A 24,308-nucleotide genomic window follows, 5' to 3' on the forward strand; every position below is an offset into this window, starting at 1 on the left:
CTTCCACCTATACGCCATTGCTACGCAATAAAAAAGCCCTTATAAATAAGGGCATTAATTTAATTTCTTTACACTTTCACTCTTAGGTAAACTGTTGGGTATCGAACCTCGCACCTGTTAGTATTTATCCAACTGACTCCCTTCCCCCTTACGAATATCATTTCACCAATAATTACTTATCGACTTATGTATATCTTTTAGATTGATTAGCCAATTGCCACTCTATTACAGAGCTACATTAGGTACTATAGAGTCTCCGTTACCCTATTGGTTAATAATCTAACCAACTTAGTAATCCCGCGTTTCTTTGTAAGCAAGATACTTCCCACTTAGGTTTCATTTACGTTCAATTACCACTCTCACCGAGCAGGTGCCAATATTGTTGGATATAGCAACCTTCTAACAATAATCGCTATAAATACTGGTATGACTCCTAAATAACCATTAGTCAAAGATATCCCCCAACCCACTATAAAACACGATTTAACCATCAAGCTTAACCATACAAGGCTTGCAATGACTGGCGCAAAGTAGGTTATTTCCCCGCAACCAGCCTTTTCCTGACATGCTACACTCCCCTCCCTCTTTCGAGGTTCAAACCCATTACTGAGTAAGGATTAGTCAGGCTTGCAATAGGCATTCCAACAGCCTATGGTTATCACACGGAAATATGACAACAACTTGTTTTAAAAAGAAAAAAATCAAAATCAAAACGGAATGTCATCGTCAAAATCCATTGGTGGTTCATTGCTTTGTGGAACAGAGGATTGAGCTGGACGAGCAGGAGCTCCACCACCGCTGAACTGCTGAGATTGTTGCTGTGGTTGTGGCTGCTGAGGCTGTCCCCAACCGCCACCTTGCGGTTGGGTATCCTGAGAACTACCACCAGCACGACCACCCAACATTTGCATGGTACCACCCATGTTTACCACCACTTCCGTGGTGTAACGCTCCTGACCGTTCTGATCCTGCCATTTACGGGTTTGCAGAGCACCTTCAATATAAACCTGCGAACCCTTACGCAGGTATTCACCCGCGACTTCCGCCAGTTTGCCAAACAAAACAACCCGGTGCCATTCAGTCTTCTCTTTCATCTCACCGGTTTGTTTATCGCGCCAGCTTTCAGAAGTCGCCAGAGTAATGTTAGTCACTGCACCGCCGTTTGGCATATAGCGGACTTCCGGGTCTTGCCCCAGGTTACCGATTAAAATAACTTTGTTTATGCCTCTGCTGGCCATTGGGAATACTCCTGATGAAATGAATTTCTACAATTATCAAACAACGCAGTTTAACATGCGACGCTAAAAATGAAACGCAGCCGCTTTAAAGCAGACTTTGCGAAGCTCACCGTACTTCATACTGTACTTATTACATTATTTCACTTAAATACTGTATATCTAATCAGTCAACTCTGTGTAATAATAACTCACTTATTATTAGTTATGCACGTATGAATAATCCGGGAAATGGTTCATGGATAACATCGAAGTTCGGGGCGCACGTACCCACAATCTCAAAAATATCAATCTGATAATTCCCCGAGACAAGCTGATCGTTATCACCGGCTTGTCCGGATCAGGTAAGTCTTCTCTGGCATTCGATACGCTTTACGCAGAAGGGCAACGTCGTTATGTGGAATCACTTTCAGCTTATGCGCGCCAGTTTCTGTCACTGATGGAGAAACCCGATGTTGACCATATTGAAGGATTATCCCCGGCCATTTCCATTGAGCAAAAATCTACTTCCCATAACCCACGTTCAACCGTGGGGACAATTACTGAAATTCATGATTATCTGCGTTTGCTGTTTGCCCGCGTAGGTGAACCATGTTGCCCAGATCACGATATTCCATTGACGGCACAGACTGTTAGCCAGATGGTAGATAATGTGCTAACTCTGCCAGAAGGTCATCGCCTGATGTTGCTGGCACCAGTCGTCAAAGAGCGAAAAGGTGAACACACTAAATTGTTGGATAATCTGGCAGCACAAGGTTATATCCGCGCCCGTATTGATGGTGAAGTCTGTGATCTATCCGATCCGCCAAGGCTAGAATTACAGAAAAAACACACCATTGAAGTGGTCATTGATCGCTTTAAAGTTCGTGCCGATCTGGCACAACGCCTGGCGGAATCTTTTGAAACAGCACTGGAACTTTCAGGCGGTACCGCTATTGTCGCCAATATCGATGATAATACAGCCGAAGAGCTGATTTTCTCTGCTAACTTTGCGTGTCCTGCATGTGGCTATAGCATGAGTGAATTGGAACCTCGCCTGTTCTCTTTCAACAATCCAGCCGGGGCTTGCCCAACTTGTGATGGTTTAGGCATTCAGCAATTTTTTGATCCTGATAGAGTCATTCAGAATGGTGATATCTCCCTGGCCGGTGGGGCAATTCGTGGCTGGGATCGCCGCAATTTCTACTATTTCCAGATGCTATGTTCATTGGCAGAACATTATAAATTCGATATCGAAGTACCCTTCAATTCCCTCAGCGCCGATATTCAGAAAGTGGTGTTGTACGGTTCCGGTAAACAATCCATCGAATTTAAATACACCAATGACCGCGGCGATACCACAGTACGCCACCATCCGTTCGAAGGTGTACTGCATAATATGGAACGCCGTTATAAAGAGACGGAATCCACTGCCGTTCGAGAGGAACTGGCAAAATATATCAGTAATCGTTCGTGTATTTCCTGCCACGGAACCCGCTTACGTAAAGAAGCCCGTTACGTATTTATTGAGAATACCACTCTGCCGGAGATCTCAGATTTTAGTATCGGCCATGCAATGGATTTTTTCCAAAACATTAAACTCAGCGGTCAACGCGCGCAAATTGCTGAAAAAGTACTGAAAGAGATCCGCGACCGTCTGAAATTCTTGGTTAATGTTGGTCTGAATTATCTCACTCTCTCCCGTTCTGCCGAAACTTTGTCCGGTGGCGAAGCCCAACGTATCCGCCTTGCCAGCCAGATTGGTGCAGGTTTAGTGGGAGTGATGTATGTACTTGATGAACCTTCTATCGGGTTGCATCAGCGGGATAATGAACGCCTGCTGGAAACGCTAATCCACTTGCGCAATCTGGGAAATACCGTGATTGTAGTTGAGCATGATGAAGATGCCATCCGGGCGGCTGACCATATCATTGATATCGGCCCCGGTGCAGGTGTGCATGGCGGTGAAATCGTCGCGGAAGGTACAGTTAAAGATATCATGGTGAGCAAAGAGTCACTGACCGGCCAATTCCTGAGTGGTAAACGGGAAATTGCTATCCCAGCAAAGCGTATCCCGGCTGATCCGAAAAAGGTGCTGAAACTGATTGGAGCGAAAGGTAATAACCTGAAAAATGTGACGTTCAATCTGCCAGTTGGGTTATTTACTTGTATTACCGGGGTTTCTGGTTCCGGTAAATCGACGCTAATCAATGATACGCTGTTCCCCATTGCCCAACGTCAGTTAAATGGCGCGACCAATATCACCCCTGCGCCTTATATCGATATTCAAGGGTTAGAGCACTTCGATAAAGTGATTGATATTGACCAGAGCCCGATTGGCCGAACTCCCCGCTCTAACCCGGCAACTTATACCGGCGTATTCACACCCGTCCGTGAATTGTTCGCTGGCGTACCTGAATCACGCACCCGTGGTTATACACCTGGACGATTCAGTTTTAACGTTAAAGGTGGGCGCTGTGAAGCTTGCCAAGGTGATGGTGTTATTAAGGTAGAAATGCATTTCCTGCCTGATATTTATGTCCCTTGTGATCAGTGCAAAAGTAAGCGTTATAACCGTGAAACACTGGAAGTAAAATATAAGGGCAAGAATATCAATGAAGTATTGAATATGACGATCGAAGAAGCGCGTGAGTTCTTTGATGCAGTTCCTGCTCTGGCCCGTAAACTGCAAACCCTAATGGATGTTGGCCTTTCGTACATCCGTCTGGGTCAATCAGCAACAACGTTATCAGGCGGTGAAGCACAGCGAGTAAAACTGGCGCGTGAACTATCCAAACGCGGAACTGGACAGACGTTATATATTCTTGATGAGCCAACAACAGGTTTGCATTTTGCTGATATTCAGCAACTATTAGCCGTTCTGCATCAATTACGCGATCAAGGAAATACCATTGTGGTTATTGAGCATAACCTTGATGTGATTAAAACTGCTGACTGGATCGTGGATCTTGGCCCCGAAGGAGGTAGCGGCGGCGGTGAAATTCTGATTTCTGGTACACCAGAGGAAATCACCGAATGTGAGAAATCACATACTGCACGTTTCCTAAAGCCCATATTGAAGAAAAAAGCATAATTCGCAAACAAGGGGCAATTTAAGCCCCTTTTATTTCTGACAACGACCTTTCAATCCTTTGAGGCAGAACCCATCTATTAACCAACTTGAGGATAAGGCTCAAAGCATAACGAGTTGCTTTACCCACGGCTTTCCCAATAATGACAAGCAATTTTCGCTGCCAGTTCAGCGTTATTAAGTACCAACTGAATATTGGCAGACAGGCTATCCCCTCCGGTTAACTCAGCCACTCTGGATAACAAAAACGGTGTACACGCTTTTCCATTTACTCTCTGTTCTATGGATTCTCGTACTGCCCGTTCGATAGCAACGTTGATCTCCGCTTCCGGCATGGCGTATGGCTCAGGGATAGGATTGGCAATCACCAAACCGCCCTGTAATCCAGTATCCCATTTTACTGCCATCGCCTGAGCTATCTGTTCTGGGGAATCCAGACGAATATTGACGGGAAATGGACTGGTACGACAGAAAAACGCCGGCAAAGCGTGAGTCTGATAACCAATTAATGGTACACCGTGAGTTTCAAGATATTCTGTCGTCAGGCCAAGATCCAGAATGGATTTAGCACCAGCACAGACTACCGCGACACTGGTTTTCGCTAATTCCTGCAAATCGGCTGAAATATCAAAAGTCTGTTCCGCTCCACGGTGCACACCACCAATACCGCCGGTAGCAAAAATTCTAATTCCGGCCATTGCAGCAATAATCATGGTAGAAGCAACCGTCGTCGCCCCATTTTTTCCAACCGCGATAACAAAGGGTAAATCACGACGACTGACTTTAGTTATCTTGTCACCTTCTCTGCCCAAAAACTCTATTTCTTCATACGACAGACCTGCTTTCATAATTCCATTGATAACAGCAATTGTTGCAGGAATAGCACCATTTTCCCTGATCTTTTGCTCAACTTGTAGCGCAGTCTTTACATTTTGTGGATAAGGCATTCCATGAGCAATAATGGTCGATTCCAACGCTACAACTGGTCGGTTATTCACTAAAGCCTCTGTAACTTCTGGGGAAATATCCAAATATTTATTGCTAATAGCATGATTTTTCATGATCGTAATTCCAACAGTTTTTGGACACTGCCATCTGACAGATTTGGATTATTGGTAAATTCACAAGAGAGCGTGAGTGCAGAGCATCCTTGAGCAAAACGGACACTCTCTGCCAGCGTCATATCTTCCAGCCAGCAGTTCACCAGCCCGGCCATCATGGCGTCACCGGCACCTGTTACATTGACAATCTTGATACTGATGGGAAGTGACCACCCCGCCACGCCATCACTTTCACTAAAGTAGACCCCCTCTACGCCCATGCTGAGCACCAACCGCTGCACACCTTGATCGTGAAACCACCGCGCTACTGCCGGAACATCGGTAGGTTGGGTGATTTTCATTCCACTCAGTGCTTCCGCCTCTAGATAATTAGGTTTTAAGGTGTGGATATAGGAAAGCCAGTTTTTAATCTTCGGGGCTTTAAATGCGGATACTGTATCCACAAATACCGGCACTGTTCCGGCATTAGTCAACAGCCAAACCAAAGCTTCTTCAGATAAATTGCAATCAATAACCAATACGCCGGCGTGCTGAATAAGATCACAATGACTCGCTAACAACGATGGCGTCAGTTTTTCCAAAATATGCATGTCGTTGATGGCAACCAACATCTCACCGCCCTGATCTAATAAGGAGACATATGTCGAGGTATTTTCACCATAAAGCTTATAGCAGTAGTCGATATTAACACCCGCGCATCGGGCCTGATCCAGTAAAGTACTACCATAGAAATCATCACCAACAACAGAAATAAGATGACATTCTTTACCTAATAACGCGATATTTTGGGCAATATTTCTGCCTACACCACCAGGGGTGCATTTTATTTTTCCTGGATTAGAATCTTGATAAATGAGTTTATTCGATGCATAACCACAAACATCCATATTAATAGAGCCAACCGCTACTACATAATTGTGGTCAGATAAAATATAACCTTTCCCTTTTATATATCCTTTATTCATTAAATTCATAATATGACCAGCAACACCCGAGCGACTTATACCTAAAATATCGGCAATTTCCTGCTGTGGAATTAACGGATCTCGTCTCAGAAGTTGCAATATTTGTTTTTCCCGATTCGTCATTTTTGGACACTTGTTTGTTCTTAAACACACGTTTGTTTTATGTGTTAAAAACAAAACAGTAAAGCAGGATTTTTTATTTTACAACAAAGTTGGGAGAATGATCGTAAGAATGGATTGCCAAGTTTTAACCCTGTTTTATGTGATCTCCATCAAGTTAAACCCTGACGAAAAAAGTTTATCCCAATACATTGATAATGAATCAGCCTCTCACTCTGGAAATAGATTTAATAAAACAAAGTAATAAGCAAAATCTTATCTAAGCCTAACAAATGTTTGGGTATACCTTGAAATAGTCAGGATCGTTTTTTACCATTTGAAACACGTTTCATGAAAATTTGATTTATTTCACAATAAATAACAAGAGCTGAACCCCACTCAGATGATAATATTTTTGGCAAAGTGCTAAATTCACCAAAGCTTGATTATCGAGTCTGTAATTTATATCTGTATATTAACACGATGAATTGTTCTCTGCATATATTAACCTCTCATTTATAGTTAATTAATGAATTGATATAGTTACAGCCTAATTTATCTAGCATTCTATTATCTTGATGATTATCTGTTAATACCCCAATTGCTCCTTTCGCGAAATTAAAATAAACTAAAAGAACTGAGTTCTGTGAAATATAGAACTCAGCTCTTGGTATCTATCTGATTTTTTGGACCTCTTACGTTAGTAAGGTTTAAGTCAGAACAAATAACTACCATTTATCTCGGTAAGCAAATCCAACAAAATAATCATATTTTTTTAAGTCAATATGATGAACAAAATAAGGCTGAATAACTTGAGTCCATCCATCTCGTACCTCAAAAACTCCTTGATTAATTGTCTTATCAATCTCTAAACCCAGTTTTTCAATAATAGAACCATCATCATCAAAATCCTTTGAGTTTTCTTTCCCTACAAGATAATCTGTTTTTTTATCAAACCACTCAAGTCTTAACTTTAATCCCATTTTTCTACCTCACAAATATTTCTTTATGTTTCGTTTTGGATTAGCTGATTTTAATGGTTTCCCCGTATTGGGATCAAAAGAACCGATGTGCTGCCCATCACTGGCTCTATAACCTTCCAATTCCCCTTCTTGATAGTCCCATTCATAAATCTTGCGGCCTTTTTCTCCGATCCAGCGCTTTCTTAGCCCTCCCCCTCCTTGCCGTGGTGTTTTGGGACGAGTTTCCTTTAAATCACTAAATCCTTTAATATCTTCCGTTTCTGGAGCATCATGATAACGATGTCCATACTCTTTAGTTATTTTACTTTTCCTGTCTTTATCTTCCTTTCTGGCCTTATCCCGGTTCTTTTCTGCCTCACTTTTTGCTTGTTCCGCTTTTTTACGGTTTTCCATTGCAATGTTAAATTCCCTTTGCACTGGATTTATTTTCTTCCAAGCGTCTAGCAACCGACGACCAAAACGTTCATAGTATATTGCTTTTAAAAGTGCTGCACTCGTTTGTATTAGAGATTCTTTAGGATCTTTAATATCCTGTAATTTCTTAAAATCTGAAAGCGTCATAGCAGATATGTATGCTTTTACTCCTTCTTTTAAAAGAATATCCAAACCTTTTTTGTCATCCGTTTTTATCTCTACTTTAAGTTTCTTCCCATCTATCTCAATATCCTTTGTATAAACAAGTGGATTTTTTACAGGATCTGCCAACGCTTTTCCTTCCGGAGTATTTTTTACTTGATTTAATATCTTCAGCTTTTCCTGATAAATTTTATCAAGTGGTTTTAATACCTGCTCTGCTTCATATAGTCGCCGTTCCGCCGCTTCAACAGGATGTTCTTTCTCCCACTTTTCCTGTTGCCGCTTCGCTTCTGCGGCCTGTTTTTTCATTTCTTCCGGTTTCAGTACTGTCGTCACTGAAACATACACTGGCTCGGCATTTGAACCCACCGGAAAATGGACAATTGCATCTACCGTATTTTTAACCGGCGTGGGTGTATATGATGTGACTGGCACATTAGCTACAGGTGTCACCTCTTTTCTACTAAATATATTTCTTCTTGGAGGATCACTTATTCTGATATGCACTGGAGGCATACCCGGAACCACTTTTGCGGTAAAAACATTCTGTCGTTTAGTTTTTTCCGCTTTAACTACAGGCACATTCACAGCTTTAGTCGGTGTTCTAACAATTGCCAATGTCTGCTTATCTTTCTCAATGACATCCTGTACTTGAATATCAGTGACTACACTGGACATTGTAGCTAGCTTAGATACTGGCATTTTTGTAACCTGACTGGCTTGCATTGCCTGAATAATCATCCTCTGCCGTTCTGTCTTAAACTTTGCATCTTCAGGTACGTCTAAACTCTTCGGCCACATAGCTCCTACTGCCACACCAGCAAAACGTCCTGCGTAGGGTGCAGCGTCCAATGCAACACTTGCCAATCGTGCTAATATTGAACTCACAGTGCCAGCTATCTGCTTTTGGAATAATGTAAATCCCCACAGCCCATCAATTAGAGCAATGTTCATCGGCTGAGCGCCGATAGCCGCTGATGCCTGTGCCTCTGGAAACAAGGATAAATTCACCCCCTTATTTTTTCCTGTACGGTCAATCCGTTCATTATTTCCTGAGTTTCCACCGCCACCTCCCCATCCTCGATCAGAACTGCGATCTGATGTCACAGTCATTGTGTCATGATTAGCTAGAGCCTCTCCGTCCCCTCCTTTACTACTTACCATCTGCATATTATGGTCATGGTCCTTTCTATCTCCCTCACCCATCGTATTCTCCTCTTTTATCAAATAAAAAGCACACAGAATCACTGTATATGCAAACAGAAAATTAGAGCAAAAACAGATTTATCTCAAGTAATAATGATTATCATTATTTATGTAATAGTAAACGCTATTTAAGATTAGTGATATCAGTTACTAGTTTCACTAATAATTGCGAGCTGAAAAAACATAAGAATAAAAACATTAAAAATAAATTAATTGAAGCATAAAGCGAGCGCACCATATTATGGTGCGCTTCTAAGAAGGGATGTACTGCTATTTTACAAAATTGTCGATCATTATCATCGATAGCAAATCATTTACATTAAAATTTATGATTTATTTACCGTCGCAAATGTTTCAGCAATACGTGCAACATTACGATGGTTAACACCCGCCATACAGACTCGACCATTACCAACCAGATAAACAGCAAATTCTTGGCGCAAGCGATCCACCTGTTTCTGGCTAAAACCGGTATAACTGAACATCCCGCGCTGTTTCAGAAAATACTCAAAGTTTTTCTCCGGTAATGCGGTTTTCAAAACATCCACCAGCACCATACGCATTTCCAAAATACGCAAGCGCATATGTTCAACTTCTGTCAACCATTGTGCTTTTAAAGTGGGATCAGTCAGCACCTTAGCCACAACCTGTGCACCAAAACTCGGTGGGCTAGAGTAGACGCGACGCACACCCGCTTTCAACTGCCCCAATACCCGTTCTTTGGTCTGTTCATCATCACAAATGACAGACAAGCCACCCACGCGCTCACCATACATAGAAAATATCTTGGAGAAGGAGTTGCTCACCAGACAAGGCAAACCAGCTGTCTCCATAGCACGAATGGCATAAGCATCTTTTTCCATACCATCCGCAAGCCCCTGATAAGCAATATCAAGGAATGGCAGTAATTCTCTCTCTTTAACAATCTGAACAACTTGATCCCATTGATCATAGGTCAAATCCGATCCGGTTGGGTTATGGCAACAAGGGTGCATCACAATAATGCTTTTTGCCGGCAACTTCCTGAATGTTTCCAGCATTTCATTGAATTTTATCCCTTTGGTTTGTGTATCAAAATAAGGGTAATAGTTCACCTTAATACCCGCCCCCGCAAAAATAGCTGCGTGGTTTTCCCAAGTTGGATCACTGCACCACACTTCTGAATCAGGGAAATAGCGATGCAAAAAGTCAGCACCAATTTTAAGAGCGCCAGAACCGCCTAATGATTGAATCGTTGCCACCATCCGCTGTTTCAACACCGGATGATCTTTACCAAATAACAGTTCCTGAACCGCAAGACGATATGATTCCAATCCCTCCATGGGCAGATAAAGAGAAGCAGTCTGTGACAACGCTCTAATTTGTTCTTCTGCGGTAGCTACCGCCTGCAATTGCGGAGTCACACCCTGCTCATCGTAATATAGCCCGATGCTCAGATTAATTTTTTCCGCACGAGGATCTTTTTTAAATTCTTCAGCCAGCGAAAGAATCGGATCACCAGCATAAGCATCAACATTCTGGAACATCAGGCTCTACTCCTTATCAGTTAGTTATTTAATAAACAATATAACCTACAACATCATTCGTCCAGGTATTCCATTACCACTCTGGAAGTGAGTTTGGTCACCAGCTCATAAGTAATGATACCGGTGCATTCAGCAACCCGTTCCACTGGCAGCACATCTCCCCAGAGCACGACTTCATCACCCACTTTATCTGTCGCATCTGGCCCCAAATCAACAGAGATCATATCCATCGAGACACGGCCAGCAATCGGCACTTCACGGCCATTAATATATATTGGTGTTCCCGAAGACGCACTGCGCGGGTAACCATCACCATAACCGATAGCCACAACCCCAAGACAAGTATCACGTTCACTGACCCAGGTCCCACCATAGCCAACCGACTCACCAGCTTTATGCTTACGAACAGCAATTAAGCTCGACTTTAACGTCATCGCTGGGATCAGGTTAAAATCTGCTGCCGTTTTATCAGATAATGGTGATACACCATACATCATCAGCCCAGGACGCACCCAATCTTGATGGACTTCCGGCCATAATAGGATACCTCCCGATGCATCAATAGATTTCTCTCCCGGTTTGTCAGCACAGAAAGCCTGAAAACAGGCTATCTGCTGGCAAGTGGTGTCTACCGTTGGTTCATCAGCCCTACCAAAATGGCTGACAATATTGACGGGCTGCTGTACATTTTGGCAACGACTTAGCCGTTGATAAAATTCTTCGGCATCTTCCGGCCGCACACCTAAACGATGCATCCCGCTATCTAGTTTCATCCACACTTTTACCGGGTGAGATAACTTAGCCTGCTCCAGTGCTTCCAACTGTTCAATGCTGTGAACCACAGTTTCAATATGGTTAGCAACCAGTACTGGTAGGTCAGCCGCATCAAAGCATCCTTCCAATAACAGAATCGGTTTGACGATACCACCATGACGCAACGTCAATGCTTCACCAATTCGCGCTACACCGAAACAATCGGCGTCGTCCAGCGTATGTGCTGTCTCCAGTAAACCGTGGCCATAAGCGTTTGCTTTCACAACTGCAATCAGATTGCTTTTAGGGGCTATCTCCCTTACCCGTTGCAAGTTATGTCGCAGAGCGCGGCGGTCAATAACTGCGGTTGCCGCTTTCATTCTATTCCTTAAATTTATTAATTCTTTGGTGGTTAATACTTATTCGTCGTCATAACTTGGCCCGGCATAGTTATCAAACCGCGACCATTGACCATTAAACGTTAGGCGAACGGTACCGATTGGGCCGTTACGCTGCTTACCAAGAATGATTTCAGCCACACCTTTCATGTCGCTATTCTCATGGTAAACCTCGTCACGATAGATAAACATAATGAGGTCGGCATCCTGCTCAATTGAGCCGGATTCACGTAAGTCAGAGTTAACCGGGCGCTTATCTGCCCGTTGTTCAAGGCTACGGTTGAGCTGAGAAAGCGCAACCACCGGCACTTGAAGCTCTTTAGCCAAGGCTTTTAATGAACGGGAAATCTCTGCAATTTCCAAAGTACGATTATCGGATAAGGCCGGAACCCGCATTAATTGCAGGTAGTCGATCATGATCAGGCTTAATCCGCCATTTTCACGGAAGACACGCCGAGCGCGGGAACGGACTTCGGTAGGCGTCAGGCCAGATGAATCGTCAATATACATATTGCGTTTTTCCAGCAATATCCCCATCGTACTGGAGATCCGCGCCCAATCCTCATCATCAAGTTGACCGGTACGGATACGGGTTTGATCCACCCGTGAAAGGGATGCCAGCATACGCATCATGATCTGGTTGCCGGGCATCTCAAGACTGAAGATCAGAACCGGCTTATCCTGCATCATGGCTGCGTTTTCACACAGGTTCATGGCAAAAGTGGTTTTACCCATAGAAGGACGCGCAGCCACAATGATCAAATCTGATTTTTGTAAGCCTGCGGTTTTCTTATCCAGATCCTGATAACCGGTTGAAACACCGGTTACACCATCATGAGGGCGTTGATAAAGTTGCTCAATCCGCTCAACGGTCTCTTCAAGGATCTGTTCTATTCCTTTCGGCCCTTCATCTTTACTGGCACGATTTTCAGCGATCTGGAACACCCGCGATTCGGCTAGATCCAATAATTCTTCACTGCTCCTGCCTTGAGGATCATAACCGGCATCTGCAATTTCATTTGCGACGGCGATCATCTCGCGGACAACCGCACGTTCGCGAACAATATCCGCATAAGCATTAATATTAGCCGCACTTGGCGTATTTTTGGATAATTCGGCCAGATAAGCAAAACCCCCTACATTATTCAGCTCCCCACTCTGCTCAAGGGATTCCGATAATGTAATCAGGTCAATGGGGTTGCCCATCTCCAGCAACCGCTGCATTTCAGCAAAAATGCGCCGATGTGGACGGCTGAAAAAATCATTGCTAGTAACACGTTCGGAAACATTATCCCACCGTTCGTTATCTAACATTAAACCGCCTAACACGGACTGCTCTGCTTCCAGAGAGTGTGGCGGAAGTTTCAGCCCTTCCATTTGGCGATCTTTCGGTTCAGCCATTTTGTTGTGAGTTGATTTTTTCCCCGCCATGAATCCCGCAATAATCTACTGATAAATCTGCAACAGCACATGAGTATACGCTATGAAGTGCCTTGAGTAATTACATATAGTTTGTAATTATTTCTGACACATTCAAGCCCGTTTACAATCAGTTCAACTACTACATGCAAACATTCCCCTACATTTATGAGGCTGAGTCATGGCAAAACAGATCACATTTTCCGCTACCGGTGCCCCCGAAGTCCTGCAATATTGTGAATTCACCCCCAGAGTTCCTGCTGACGATGAAGTGCAAATAGAAAACAGAGCGATTGGAATCAATTACATCGACACTTATATTCGTAGCGGGCTATACCCACCAGCACAATTACCAAGCGGCTTGGGCACTGAAGCCGCAGGCATAGTCACCAAAGTGGGTTCTGCTGTCACTACCATAAAAGTGGGTGACCGTGTAGTTTATGCGCAATCAACTTTAGGCGCTTACAGTGAAGTGCATAATGTCCCAGAAAACAAAGTCGCTGTTCTGCCGGATACCATCTCTTTTGAACAAGCGGCGGCTTCTTTTCTAAAAGGGCTAACAGTCTACTATCTTCTGCGCCGTACCTACAAAATCCAGTCAGGCGAACCCTTTTTGTTCCATGCCGCCGCCGGTGGCGTTGGATTGATTGCTTGCCAATGGGCAAAAGCTTTGGGTGCAAAACTGATCGGAACGGTTGGCTCTGATGAGAAAGCACAACGCGCTAAAGATGCCGGTGCATGGCAGGTCATTAACTATAACCGTGAAAATATTGTCGAACGAGTTTATGAAATCACCAACGGTGAAAAAGTCGACGTAGTTTATGATTCTGTTGGTAAATCGACCTGGCTGGATTCACTGGATTGCCTGAAACGCCACGGGTTGATGGTTAGCTTTGGCAATGCATCCGGACCAGTTACCGGTGTCGATTTGGGGATTTTAAATCAGAAAGGCTCACTGTTTGTTACCCGCCCTTCTATCGCCGGCTATATTTCAACTCGCGAAGAGTTAGATGAGGCGAGTAAAGAACTGTTTGATCTGATTGCCAGCGGCAAAATTAATGTGGATGTCCCAGAAGATCAGAAGTTCCCGCTAAGTGAAGCGACAAGGGCACATCAGATTCTAGAAAGCCGGGCAACGCAAGGATCAAGTTTACTGATCCCTTAACGGTAAGATGAGCGGGTTATTAACCAAATCAACAAGTCTAAAACCTCATTATGCCGCAATTGCCTGCACGAATAACTTTAGACCGGAGGGCAATGCTGGCTGAATATATGAAAGATAAAACCGAACAATACCCCTCGTGATAGGGGTATCACACCTCAGATATTAAAATAAAAATCAACTTATTAAATCAACTTAAAAAAATAAGCGGAGTTCTATACTACCCTACATTCTACTTCCACTCAGTAACATGAAAATGTTCTGAATGCTCTGCTGATATCTAAAAAAGAGCATCTAAACTTTCATCAGAGTAAGATTTTTTAAATGAAACAGGAAGAAATTGTGGTGGTGTATTACAAATCGTATTGAGATCATTGCCCCAGATAGGTATTTCGCGTGTCTCCCCGCCAATCACGCTATCCCCTGAAAGGTTTTCTTTACAATAAATATCACCTTGAGCATCAACCCCAACCATATATATATCGTTTGGCTTCACAGGCTCTAGCTTACCCACTCCATTAATTTCAAAAAATGCTTTAGTAAGAAGTAAAGAACCGCTAGCCCCCCATAATTTAGTTGGCTCGTTATTATCCCTTCCAATCCAAGAAAGCACTACTTTTTCTCCATCAATCCCAGTAAACCAGCTATCGCGCAAGCCACTGGAAGATCCCGTTTTCCCTGCAAGAGCATATTTTTTAAATCCAGCCCCTAATCTTTTTGATGTGCCTGAGCGAACAGACTCCTGCATAGCATAAAGCGTGAGCCAAGCAGCTTCTTCTGGAACGACTTGTGCTGGAATCTCGGTTCTATGGTAAATTTCTTTCCCATATCTGTCTTGAATTGAAATTAACGTGTAAACACCCGTATGCTTTCCAAGATTAGATATCGTCTGAATCCCTTCAACAAGCTCTACTGGCGCCATATCAAGTGTGCCTAACAGCATAGATGGAACCATTACTATTCTATCAGAAGGAATTCCTATTGATTTTAGTGTTTTTGCGACATTATCAATTCCTACAGACATACCCAAATTTACTGTAGCTACATTAATAGAATGAGCAAGAGCATCTAAAAGCATTACTCGCCCCCTGTACGTTCTTGTAGGGTTTTTTGGCGACCACGAGTTTTTTTCACCAACATCTATACTGAGAGGTTCATCCTCAATCCAAGTATTTAAATTAAAACGGTAAGGAGAAGTTAGTGCAGACAGGTAGACTGCCGGCTTAATCAGTGAACCGACTTGTCTTTTAGTATCTGAAGCTCTGTTGAACCCGTTATAGTCTACATTTCTATCTCCCACAACAGCCAATAGCGCCCCCGACTTTCTATCAACAACTAAAATTACAGATTGCAAATCTTTTAAACCTGTTTTCTTATCTAACATTGGCATGGTTTTTTTTACTGTATTCTCTGCATCTTCTTGTGACACAGGATCAAAAGTGGAAAACACTCTTGCTCCGGACAAATCATTGAGGACAACATTTTTATTATTCCTAATCTCTTTTTTTAACATGCTAATGAAAGAAGGATGTTTAGTGAAAACAGAACCTTTTTCCTGGACATTGAGACCTTCTTTCATTGAAGATAAGTAGTCGTCTTTATTAATAACTCCACTCTCCGATGACAACTTTAAAACGAGATTACGTCTCTCCATAGCTACTGTCGGTTTAGTCCACGGGTTATACAATGAAGCTCCTTTAGCCATCCCTATTAATAATGCTTGCTGCTCTAAAGATATTTCATTGATTGGCCTACCAAAATAATAAACGCTAGCAAGTGGAAACCCATAAATCCCGAACGAACTGTTCTGTCCCAGATAGATTTCATTCAGATAAAGCTCAAGAATTTTATCCTTGTTAAACTTAAACTCCAAGACCAAAGACATAATAGCCTCAGTCAACTTACGACTCATTGTCCTATCCCGGGACAAGAACATATTTTTCACAACCTGCTGTGTTATCGTACTGCCACCCTGAATTCGCTTTCCAGCTTTAATATTTTTGTACAAGGCTCTGGCTATAGAATAAGGATTAAGACCATGATGATTATAAAACTCTCGATCCTCTGTGGAAATCAACATATTAATCATATCATTAGGGAAGTTTTTCAACGGCATAAATATCCGTTGTTCATCACCGGGTGAATATATAACTTCCACTAACCTCGGTTCAATGAGTATGTTATTAACAGCCAATCCTAAATCTAAATTCACTATCTTTTTAATTCTATTTTTGTCAAACTCAACTTCCACTTTAACTGACTTAGATAAATAGTCTGGATAAGAGAATTCCCGTAAGTAAATAAAAACCTTATCTCTATCTTCATGAAAATCACCAGGACTTCTTATCGAGTCAACGTGATGGTATCTGGCGCCATTTAATATCTTTATTACATTTTCTTTGTTTTTATACTCCCCAAGCTTCAACGTATATGTCTTGCCATAAACCTGAGCTGGCATATCCCAGAATCCATTACTTACTCTCTCATTTATCATAGTATCGATTCTTTCTGCCAAATTATATATGTAGAGAAATGCAAAACAGAACACTAAAAATAAAACCGCTAATATAATCTTAAAAAGGAAACTTAATTTTATCTTTTTATTTTTTTTCTTCTTTCTTCTTCCTAAAGGTTCCGTTGCATTAATTTCTTTCATATAAACCAACCCGTAATGTATACTCAAAGGCAACTTCAATGTTACGTCTTAACACTCTTGGTTACTGCATATAAATCCACTTGAAGAAATCATTAATCGCTAAAACATAGCTAGAATATTATTTTAAATATAATAACCAATCACACTCTAATAAGATAAAACTCAATATTAAAAATTTTCATAACGCGCAGATTTCAGTATTCAACGATTAAGATGGAACAGGTTACCTAACACAAGCACTATTAATCAATCTTGTTATTAATATAACTAAAATAAATCGTATTTATATCAGAAATCCAAACCATCTTGTTATTGATTCACTACACGTAACTCTCACGATTTATTCGAAGCAAGATAGCCAATTTTATGCTCATAAAAATATTTTCAACAACGAAATGACTATATACCTATGGATTTCAAGATGTATCGCGACGGCAAGGGAGCGAATCCCCGGGAGCATAGCTAACTATGTGACCGGGGTGAGTAAGTGCAGCCAACAAAGAGGCAACTTGAAAGATAACGGGTATATATAAAGCCTGTAGCATTCATACCAATGCTCATGACAAAAAACCGGGTGTTTGACATATCTTCACTATAATAGATTTTAATTCATGCAGAACTTTATCATGTCTGCTCCCCACTCGTGTGCCTATTTCGAGTTCATAGGGTGGCATGCTAACGGGGCATGGGAATATTTGTAGCGATGTGCTCTTCTCCATTGCTCGTGCTGCATGTGATGGCACCGTAGTGATTAAATCAGTTTCAATCAGCAAAAATGGCACTGCCGCAAAATGTGTAGTAGAAACCTTGACACTGCGTTTATAGCCAACAGCATTTAATGCTTCATCTACCACACCTACGAACCCACCTGAGGAAACTAATAAATGAGGGCGTTGTGCGTAATCATCCACCGTTACCGGCACCGAAGTATTTTTGTCGGCTATGCACAAGTAATTCCCCTTTCCTAAACGGTGACTTTTAACTAAGTGAGATGATAAACCACCAGCGGTGATAGCAAGGTCAATTTGATGACGCATCAACATATCCTGAGCCAAGCCACTATGAGTTTGCCGAAAAATGATATGCAAACCAGGGAGATGCTCGTCAACTTTTTTCAGTATCTTTTGCCCTAAAGCAATTTCACTGTCATCTGATAAACCCACAGTCACCGTGCGACCCTTTATTTCTTTTCCAGCAGTGGTTAAAGCTAGTGCCTGTCGGCATTGCGTCAGTGCCTCTTCGACGAGAGGTGCTAACTCATTAGCTCTAACCGTAGGACGTAGCCCGCGCCCCGTCCGTTCGAACAGCGGGTCGGAGTATACGCGTCTTAAACGCCCAAGAGCTGCGCTTACCGCGGGTTGCGTTAATCCAAGCCGAATAGCGGCACGACTCGCCCCACCTTCCTCGATCAAAGCCTCAAACACCCTGAGCAAATTGAGGTCAATATTCTCAATATCAATATAATTCATAACAGATAGTCCTTTTCAAATATTGATTGATATTAGACGTATCTACACTATTACGCATCAGAAACATCTTGAGAAGAAGGAAACACCTATGAGCAAGATATCAGTTGCTGCGCTTCCGATCGGTACATCTCCTGAATGGAAAGTCGCCAAATTACCTCATATCATTGATTTTAAAAATAAAAAAATCAACAACAGAGCACAATTAGTTGCTATGCCCGAGTCTCCGTTAGGCGGGTATCCTAGAGGCAATTTTTTCGGTAATTATATGGGATATAGACAACCAGAGGGGAGGCAAGAGTTTGCTAACTGTTATAATAATGCTGTCGATCTTAAGGGGCCGGAAGTAAAGGCGCTAGCCGCGCTGTCCAGACGAACAAAAGCATCACACGATATCAAAATCCCTATATTTTCTTAAAAAACAAGTCATATGGACAAAAACATTATGAAATATATCGTTATTTTATTTATTTTCAGATCATGTCCAGTTAACGCTATGAAGCAGTATACTTTAAACTGTCAAGGCCGTAGTGAAATGACCGTCATGCATACAAATTATAGGATAACGACTTTGAAGTGGGATGATGATTTTATTGTATCACCATCTCCCACTAAACTATTTAATAAGAACGGAAAGAAACTTGTATATCAGTTTATGAATGGAGATATGATGATTGTAAATTCTGAAAATGAAAAACATTATTTTATTTACAATCAAAAGAAAGCGGTTGAATGTCACAAAGGGCCAGATAAAAATGTTTTCCCTGTTATTTTAGGTATAACACATTAGTTTTTATTAAAACGTATATATTCACGGGGGGATATGCTTAAATTATCCGATGCAGGGAAAATACAGTAATGATCTCGAAAATAAGTTATTGGCACTTTATAACGATAACATCATATACTTTAATCTAAATAGCCGTTCAATAAAATAAATCTACTTAGGTAAATAGAATTCATGGGTAGATTCATATCCGATAGTTTTTGGCTATAAGGAATAAACCAAGAAATGGAATAGACGTGCCGTGTTTGAATTTCCAGAGTTTCAGGACTAAACGTTTTCTAAAGTTCAAATAAAATAGATTGGCTTAATAATTTTATAATAGACATTTGGTTTTTTTATGAAAGATATCACCTTTTTTACATGGAAAGTCCAGTTTGTGGCTACATTTTTACTGTTTCTCAATGCTCCATTAATTCAAGCTGAAGAAGCTCTAGCTACTCCACAAGTGGACTCACAAGCTTGGATCTTAATGGACTACAACAGTGGAAAAGTTCTGGCAGAAGGTAATGCGGATGAAAAGATAGATCCGGCGAGCCTAACTAAACTCATGACCAGTTATGTTGTAGGACAAGCACTTAAGTTAGGTACAATTCATCTGACCGATACTGTAACCATTGATAAAAATGCTTGGGCTACAGGCAATCCTGTTCTACGCGGGTCTTCTGTCATGTTTCTTAAACCTGGGGACAGGGTTTCAGTGGAAGACCTTAACAAAGGAATTGTTATTCAATCCGGTAATGATGCCTGTGTTGCACTAGCTGATTATATAGCTGGCAGTCAGGACGCATTCATAAGTCTTATGAACGGCTATGGACAAAAAATGGGGCTTAACAATACAACGTTTAAAACAGTGCATGGTTTAGATGCTCCTGGGCAATTTAGTACAGCACGAGACATGGCATTGTTAGCTCGCTCCCTCATTCATGATGTCCCGGATGAATATGCAATTCATAAAGAGAAAGAATTCACATTTAATAAGATTCGTCAATACAATCGTAACCGACTGTTATGGAACAGCAACCTCAATATAGATGGCATGAAAACCGGAACTACCTCTGAGGCCGGTTATAACTTAGTTGCATCAGCAACCTTGGGTGATATGCGCTTAATTTCTATTATTCTGGGCGCAAAGACGGATTCTGTTCGTTTCCAGGAATCAGAAAAACTTCTGACATGGGGATTTCGCTTCTTTGAAACAGTGACACCTATTAAATCTGAAGATACTTTTATTACTCAACGTATATGGTTTGGAAATAAAAAAGAAGTCAAACTCAATGTGGGTAAACAAGGTTCTATTACCATACCTCGTGACCAACTTAAAAAATTAAAAACCAGCTATATTCTTAATACCCCTCAGATTACTGCCCCAATAAAGAAAGACCAGGTAGTCGGCACCATAACTTTTAAGATTGGCAGTAAAACCATTGAGGAAAGACCACTTATTGTAATGGAAACGATTGAAGAAGGTGGATTCATTAGCCGTATGTGGGATTTCGTCTTGATGAAAATATACCAATGGTCTGGCATTTGCTTCCCTTGCTCCATAAATAGCTAATGCTTTTTTTGAATTTACATCAATGCATTACGTTTCTTAGCTTAAAATTTTTTCGATGGCTATTTAAGATCATCATTATCTTAAATACCTCAAGCCTGTTATTTAATATTTAATCACATATGTAAGGCCCGGTATGAGATCTAAAGAATATTTTTAAACTTCAGGTCTCAACCATTTTACTTTCCATAATGATACAATGAAAAAAATAATTGGTATCTTAGGTGACATTGGACCAGGAGCTGTAAGTGCCACGGATAGAATTCTTATAGCAGTAAAACGAGCGGATATTACATCCGCTCAGTCACCATAGCTAACGCCTGTTCCACAACAGAAATATCCGCGCCCGATTTGTGTGCATTCTCACTAAGATGACGACGCCACTGACGCGCCCCCGGAATTCCTTGAAAAATACCTAAAATATGGCGGGTAATATGACCCAGATATGTTCCTTTTGATAGTTCTTGCTCTATATAAGGATAAAGTGCTTTGACCACTGCAATAGTATCAACTACCGGCATTGAAGCATCAAATAATTCATGATCAACCTGTGCCAGAATAGATGGATTCTGATAAGCTTCACGCCCCATCATAATTCCATCTACATGTTGTAGATGCTGTTTCGCTTCTTCCAACGATTTAACACCACCATTAATAGCAATCATCAATTGAGGGAAATCTTTTTTCAATTGATAAACTCGTGGGTAATCCAACGGGGGAATCTCACGATTTTCTTTTGGGCTCAAACCAGAAAGCCAAGCTTTACGGGCATGAATGGTAAATATATTGCAGTCACTACGTTGTACAACGGTATCAATAAAATCACACAGGAATTGGTAATTGTCTTGTTCATCAATACCGATACGGGTTTTAACTGTCACCGGCACATTAACCACATCCTGCATGGCTTTGACGCAATCAGCGACCAGTTCAGCATCCCCCATCAGGCAAGCACCAAAACGACCATTTTGTACCCGGTCAGAAGGGCAACCGACATTTAGGTTAATTTCATCATAGCCCCGTTCCTGAGCAATCTTCGCACATTGTGCCAACGCCCGCGGATCACTGCCACCCAGTTGTAATGCTATCGGATGTTCTTCTTCGCTGTATGCCAGATAATCGCCTTTGCCATGAATAATCGCCCCGGTTGTCACCATTTCGGTATATAACAGCGTTTGCTGACTTAATAAACGATGGAAATAACGGCAATGACGGTCTGTCCAGTCCAACATCGGGGCAACGGAGAAACGGTTAAGGCTATATTTAACCATTTCTTTATCTTTCCCACTGAATTTAAAAGTTTTTTCAATTTCTTTATTTTGGTGCATTGCTATACTTTTTAGATTATTTTGACATTCTCAGTACCCCATAAATAGGAGACCTAACACAGAGAATAATATTAAATTATGGCCTACTATAGCATAGAGAAACGTCTCCGTACTGATGGCACTATCAGGTATCGTTGACAATTGACATAAAGAAGTATTGCAGGTGATTGAATGTATAACCGTACAGGTTGCTATCAGGAATATTTTGGGGAACGCGCGGAGTACGTTTACTACTTTAGTATAATTATTTCGGCTTTAAGGGATAAACGGGACCAAAGTCCCATTCCTTTTACTGATATTGAACGTTGAAGTTAATAACCGCGCCACACGCTGCTGCATAACGTTCCAAAGTCTTCATACTTGCGCCAAGAGGATTTTTTTCAAGCCTATTGATACCTGATGGTTTGATACCGATTTTCTCTGCCAGCTCAGTCTTTGACATGCCAGAGCGTTCACGCATCTCAAACAATATCTGTATCAGTTCCAATTCCTTGTCGGCTTCCTTATACGCAGCGATAGACTCCGCGTCATTCAACATCAACTCCTTCAATTCATTCAGTGATACTGGTTTCATTTGAATTCCTTAAGCCTCGCATGGGCTGTCTTAATAGCTGCTGCCGGTGTTTTCTCAGTCTTCTTCACGAATGCATGTAGCAGATAGATATTCTGACCTCTTGCAAACGCATACAGTGACCGGGCAATGTCTTTATTTCCTACTCTTTCGAGATTACCTGATTGTTCCTATTTTCTCCCTCAATTTGACTACACCTTGTCCTTCTATTATGTTAATTTATATCCATATAGGTATAAATCTATGCACGGAATCTCGCGTAATGAAACCTCTTTATTGAGTTGGAAGTAGTAAAAAAGACCTCCTGTCGCTTCCCTATGATGTTCAGGACATTTTCGGTTATGCCCTACATATTGCACAGACCACATAGTTATCTATGCTCCCGGGGATTCGCTCCCTTGCCGTCGCGATGCATCTTGAAATCCATTGGGTATATGTTCTGCATGTATTTCAGAAGAAATCATCGACAGGGATAGCAACACCTAAGCCAGATATGGATAAAATTCGCGAACGATTGAAAATCGCAGAAGACCATTCCAAAGGAGCATAATATGAACCACAATATCGAAGTCAGTAACGGTAACATTTATGCCGATCTCGGTATGGAGGATGCCGAAGAAATGCAAGCCAAAGCACAACTTGCTACTACTATCGGCAATATCATTAAAAGCCGTCGCCTAACACAAGAAAAAGCCGCTCAATTGTTAGGCATGACTCAACCCCGCTTATCTAACATGCTACGTGGGCAGTTCCGGGGGATCAGCGAAGCAAAAATACTAGATTGCCTAAATCAACTAGGACGTGACGTTCAGATTGTAATCGGGAAACCACGCCGGACACCCGGTAGCCTTAAAGTCGTTTTTTCTTAATACAACTTTCACAATAGCCCAATCTTCTGAGCTATTTTTTACCTGTCGTAAACTTAGAAATAATCACGATAAAAATAAAAGATAACAAAAATAAAATTAGCTTACAGCAGATAATTAAGAATTAAATTTGAAACCAAATATCCCCCCAAAAAATCAAACAGGTCAATTTGGGGGGTGAATTAAAAAAACTGTGTCTATCTATCTCTCTGGTTTTTCCGGCCAATCAATATCCATTACCTGTGAAACATCTATCCGATTCAGTATTACCCTGTATTCTTTCCATGCCAATAAAGCCATTTTCTCTTCCTCAGTCTCAATACCTAAATCAACAGCATCTTGCAGTGGTGCAATTTGATTTGTTGCCTCAGCCATTAATTGTTGCTTCTGATATTCAGCATATTGCCGTAATTCATCTTTCGTTGGCGGAGGAATATCTGCCCATTCCGGCAAACCGTTTTTATTTGCTACACGGTGTTTTCCTTCTGGCGCATTATTAGCAGCATATTCCTGATAAATATCATTACTGACTTCTATAATATCATCCGGCAATGAACCAGCAGCAATATAGCTTTTTCTCAATTCTACCGGGTAGAATGCATTCGTTTTTGCACTGTAATAATACATAA

General features: G+C 41.6%; 20 protein-coding genes and 1 pseudogene. 7 read left to right on the top strand and 14 right to left on the bottom strand.

Translation table 11 applies throughout. The annotated features are described in order from the left end of the window. Positions 1-707 precede the first annotated feature (707 nt). Positions 708-1,238 (bottom strand): single-stranded DNA-binding protein, encoded by a 531-nt coding sequence (locus KZ793_RS01865; protein ID WP_225813017.1) that lies wholly within the window; start codon positions 1,236-1,238, stop codon positions 708-710. A gap of 235 nt (positions 1,239-1,473) precedes the next feature. Here KZ793_RS01865 and uvrA point away from each other — a divergent pair, with 235 nt between their 5' ends. Then, the gene (uvrA, locus tag KZ793_RS01870) at positions 1,474-4,308 is read left to right on the top strand and encodes an excinuclease ABC subunit UvrA (protein WP_225813018.1); all 2,835 of its coding nucleotides are present in this window, start codon (positions 1,474-1,476) and stop codon (positions 4,306-4,308) included. A 119-nt stretch (positions 4,309-4,427) separates the two neighbouring features. Here uvrA and KZ793_RS01875 read toward each other — a convergent pair whose 3' ends face one another. The 7 genes from KZ793_RS01875 to dnaB all read right to left on the bottom strand — a co-directional run bounded on the left by KZ793_RS01875 (position 4,428) and on the right by dnaB (position 13,303). Continuing rightward, complete coding sequence (locus tag KZ793_RS01875; protein WP_225813021.1) at positions 4,428-5,366, bottom strand: pseudouridine-5'-phosphate glycosidase; 939 nt, start codon at positions 5,364-5,366, stop codon at positions 4,428-4,430. Beyond that, complete coding sequence (locus tag KZ793_RS01880; RefSeq protein WP_225813024.1) at positions 5,363-6,454, bottom strand: PfkB family carbohydrate kinase; 1,092 nt, start codon at positions 6,452-6,454, stop codon at positions 5,363-5,365. Before KZ793_RS01880 ends, KZ793_RS01875 begins: the two co-directional genes overlap by 4 nt. 704 nt (positions 6,455-7,158) lie before the next feature. Then, entirely contained in the window at positions 7,159-7,413 is a 255-nt protein-coding gene (locus KZ793_RS01885) for a colicin E3-like toxin immunity protein (RefSeq protein ID WP_225813026.1), read from the bottom strand. Positions 7,414-7,422: 9 nt separating this feature from the next. Beyond that, positions 7,423-9,237, bottom strand: a complete 1,815-nt coding sequence (locus KZ793_RS01890) for a colicin-like bacteriocin tRNase domain-containing protein (RefSeq protein ID WP_225813027.1) — start codon at positions 9,235-9,237, stop codon at positions 7,423-7,425. Positions 9,238-9,521: 284 nt separating this feature from the next. Continuing rightward, positions 9,522-10,721 (bottom strand): amino acid aminotransferase, encoded by a 1,200-nt coding sequence (locus KZ793_RS01895; protein ID WP_225813028.1) that lies wholly within the window; start codon positions 10,719-10,721, stop codon positions 9,522-9,524. A gap of 53 nt (positions 10,722-10,774) precedes the next feature. Then, positions 10,775-11,854 carry an alanine racemase gene (alr, locus tag KZ793_RS01900; RefSeq protein WP_225813029.1) on the bottom strand — a complete coding sequence of 360 codons (1,080 nt, stop codon included), beginning with the start codon at positions 11,852-11,854 and terminating at the stop codon, positions 10,775-10,777. Between the two features lie 39 nt (positions 11,855-11,893). Beyond that, entirely contained in the window at positions 11,894-13,303 is a 1,410-nt protein-coding gene (dnaB, locus tag KZ793_RS01905) for a replicative DNA helicase (RefSeq protein ID WP_011148449.1), read from the bottom strand. A 169-nt stretch (positions 13,304-13,472) separates the two neighbouring features. On the opposite strand from dnaB, the gene KZ793_RS01910 reads away from it, so the two are divergent. After that, complete coding sequence (locus KZ793_RS01910; protein WP_225813030.1) at positions 13,473-14,456, top strand: quinone oxidoreductase; 984 nt, start codon at positions 13,473-13,475, stop codon at positions 14,454-14,456. Positions 14,457-14,733: 277 nt separating this feature from the next. Here KZ793_RS01910 and mrcB read toward each other — a convergent pair whose 3' ends face one another. After that, positions 14,734-17,109: a penicillin-binding protein 1B gene (gene mrcB, locus KZ793_RS01915; protein ID WP_225813031.1), complete on the bottom strand. Its 2,376-nt coding sequence runs from the start codon at positions 17,107-17,109 to the stop codon at positions 14,734-14,736. 557 nt (positions 17,110-17,666) lie between these two features. Further along, on the bottom strand, positions 17,667-18,578 hold the full coding sequence (locus tag KZ793_RS01920) for a LysR family transcriptional regulator (RefSeq protein ID WP_225813032.1): 912 nt from the start codon (positions 18,576-18,578) through the stop codon (positions 17,667-17,669). An 88-nt stretch (positions 18,579-18,666) separates the two neighbouring features. On the opposite strand from KZ793_RS01920, the gene KZ793_RS01925 reads away from it, so the two are divergent. From KZ793_RS01925 to KZ793_RS01935, 3 genes are all read left to right on the top strand, one after another. After that, a complete protein-coding gene (locus KZ793_RS01925; protein WP_225813033.1) occupies positions 18,667-18,993 on the top strand; it encodes a hypothetical protein in 327 nt (108 codons plus the stop codon). A gap of 153 nt (positions 18,994-19,146) precedes the next feature. Continuing rightward, a complete protein-coding gene (locus KZ793_RS01930; protein WP_225813034.1) occupies positions 19,147-19,365 on the top strand; it encodes a hypothetical protein in 219 nt (72 codons plus the stop codon). A 334-nt stretch (positions 19,366-19,699) separates the two neighbouring features. Continuing rightward, complete coding sequence (locus KZ793_RS01935; protein ID WP_225813036.1) at positions 19,700-20,917, top strand: serine hydrolase; 1,218 nt, start codon at positions 19,700-19,702, stop codon at positions 20,915-20,917. A 287-nt stretch (positions 20,918-21,204) separates the two neighbouring features. On the opposite strand, the gene dusA is transcribed toward KZ793_RS01935, so the two are convergent. The 3 genes from dusA to KZ793_RS01950 all read right to left on the bottom strand — a co-directional run bounded on the left by dusA (position 21,205) and on the right by KZ793_RS01950 (position 22,944). Then, positions 21,205-22,242, bottom strand: a complete 1,038-nt coding sequence (gene dusA, locus KZ793_RS01940; protein WP_225813037.1) for a tRNA dihydrouridine(20/20a) synthase DusA — start codon at positions 22,240-22,242, stop codon at positions 21,205-21,207. A gap of 289 nt (positions 22,243-22,531) precedes the next feature. After that, positions 22,532-22,816: a helix-turn-helix domain-containing protein gene (locus tag KZ793_RS01945; RefSeq protein ID WP_049582975.1), complete on the bottom strand. Its 285-nt coding sequence runs from the start codon at positions 22,814-22,816 to the stop codon at positions 22,532-22,534. Then, entirely contained in the window at positions 22,813-22,944 is a 132-nt protein-coding gene (locus KZ793_RS01950) for a type II toxin-antitoxin system RelE/ParE family toxin (protein ID WP_225813081.1), read from the bottom strand. Before KZ793_RS01950 ends, KZ793_RS01945 begins: the two co-directional genes overlap by 4 nt. A 299-nt stretch (positions 22,945-23,243) precedes the next feature. On the opposite strand from KZ793_RS01950, the pseudogene KZ793_RS22790 reads away from it, so the two are divergent. Beyond that, positions 23,244-23,363: pseudogene (locus KZ793_RS22790) on the top strand (type II toxin-antitoxin system RelE/ParE family toxin); the annotation flags it as partial. Between the two features lies 1 nt (position 23,364). Next, complete coding sequence (locus tag KZ793_RS01960; protein ID WP_225813039.1) at positions 23,365-23,682, top strand: helix-turn-helix domain-containing protein; 318 nt, start codon at positions 23,365-23,367, stop codon at positions 23,680-23,682. 198 nt (positions 23,683-23,880) lie between these two features. Here the strand turns inward: KZ793_RS01960 and KZ793_RS01965 are convergent, their stop codons facing one another. Next, complete coding sequence (locus KZ793_RS01965) at positions 23,881-24,306, bottom strand: tail fiber assembly protein (protein ID WP_225813041.1); 426 nt, start codon at positions 24,304-24,306, stop codon at positions 23,881-23,883. Between the last annotated feature and the right edge of the window lie 2 nt (positions 24,307-24,308).

The sequence above is a fragment of the Photorhabdus antumapuensis genome (genome assembly GCF_020387775.1).
GTDB lineage: Bacteria > Pseudomonadota > Gammaproteobacteria > Enterobacterales > Enterobacteriaceae > Photorhabdus > Photorhabdus antumapuensis.

Coding starts and splice junctions, on each gene's coding strand:
- KZ793_RS01865 (WP_225813017.1), bottom strand. CDS start 1,238: ATGGCCAGCAGAGGCATAAACAAAGTTATTTTAATCGGTAACCTGGGG.
- uvrA (WP_225813018.1), top strand. CDS start 1,474: ATGGATAACATCGAAGTTCGGGGCGCACGTACCCACAATCTCAAAAAT.
- KZ793_RS01875 (WP_225813021.1), bottom strand. CDS start 5,366: ATGAAAAATCATGCTATTAGCAATAAATATTTGGATATTTCCCCAGAA.
- KZ793_RS01880 (WP_225813024.1), bottom strand. CDS start 6,454: ATGACGAATCGGGAAAAACAAATATTGCAACTTCTGAGACGAGATCCG.
- KZ793_RS01885 (WP_225813026.1), bottom strand. CDS start 7,413: ATGGGATTAAAGTTAAGACTTGAGTGGTTTGATAAAAAAACAGATTAT.
- KZ793_RS01895 (WP_225813028.1), bottom strand. CDS start 10,721: ATGTTCCAGAATGTTGATGCTTATGCTGGTGATCCGATTCTTTCGCTG.
- alr (WP_225813029.1), bottom strand. CDS start 11,854: ATGAAAGCGGCAACCGCAGTTATTGACCGCCGCGCTCTGCGACATAAC.
- dnaB (WP_011148449.1), bottom strand. CDS start 13,303: ATGGCGGGGAAAAAATCAACTCACAACAAAATGGCTGAACCGAAAGAT.
- KZ793_RS01910 (WP_225813030.1), top strand. CDS start 13,473: ATGGCAAAACAGATCACATTTTCCGCTACCGGTGCCCCCGAAGTCCTG.
- mrcB (WP_225813031.1), bottom strand. CDS start 17,109: ATGAAAGAAATTAATGCAACGGAACCTTTAGGAAGAAGAAAGAAGAAA.
- KZ793_RS01920 (WP_225813032.1), bottom strand. CDS start 18,578: ATGAATTATATTGATATTGAGAATATTGACCTCAATTTGCTCAGGGTG.
- KZ793_RS01925 (WP_225813033.1), top strand. CDS start 18,667: ATGAGCAAGATATCAGTTGCTGCGCTTCCGATCGGTACATCTCCTGAA.
- KZ793_RS01935 (WP_225813036.1), top strand. CDS start 19,700: ATGAAAGATATCACCTTTTTTACATGGAAAGTCCAGTTTGTGGCTACA.
- dusA (WP_225813037.1), bottom strand. CDS start 22,242: ATGCACCAAAATAAAGAAATTGAAAAAACTTTTAAATTCAGTGGGAAA.
- KZ793_RS01945 (WP_049582975.1), bottom strand. CDS start 22,816: ATGAAACCAGTATCACTGAATGAATTGAAGGAGTTGATGTTGAATGAC.
- KZ793_RS01960 (WP_225813039.1), top strand. CDS start 23,365: ATGAACCACAATATCGAAGTCAGTAACGGTAACATTTATGCCGATCTC.
- KZ793_RS01965 (WP_225813041.1), bottom strand. CDS start 24,306: ATGTATTATTACAGTGCAAAAACGAATGCATTCTACCCGGTAGAATTG.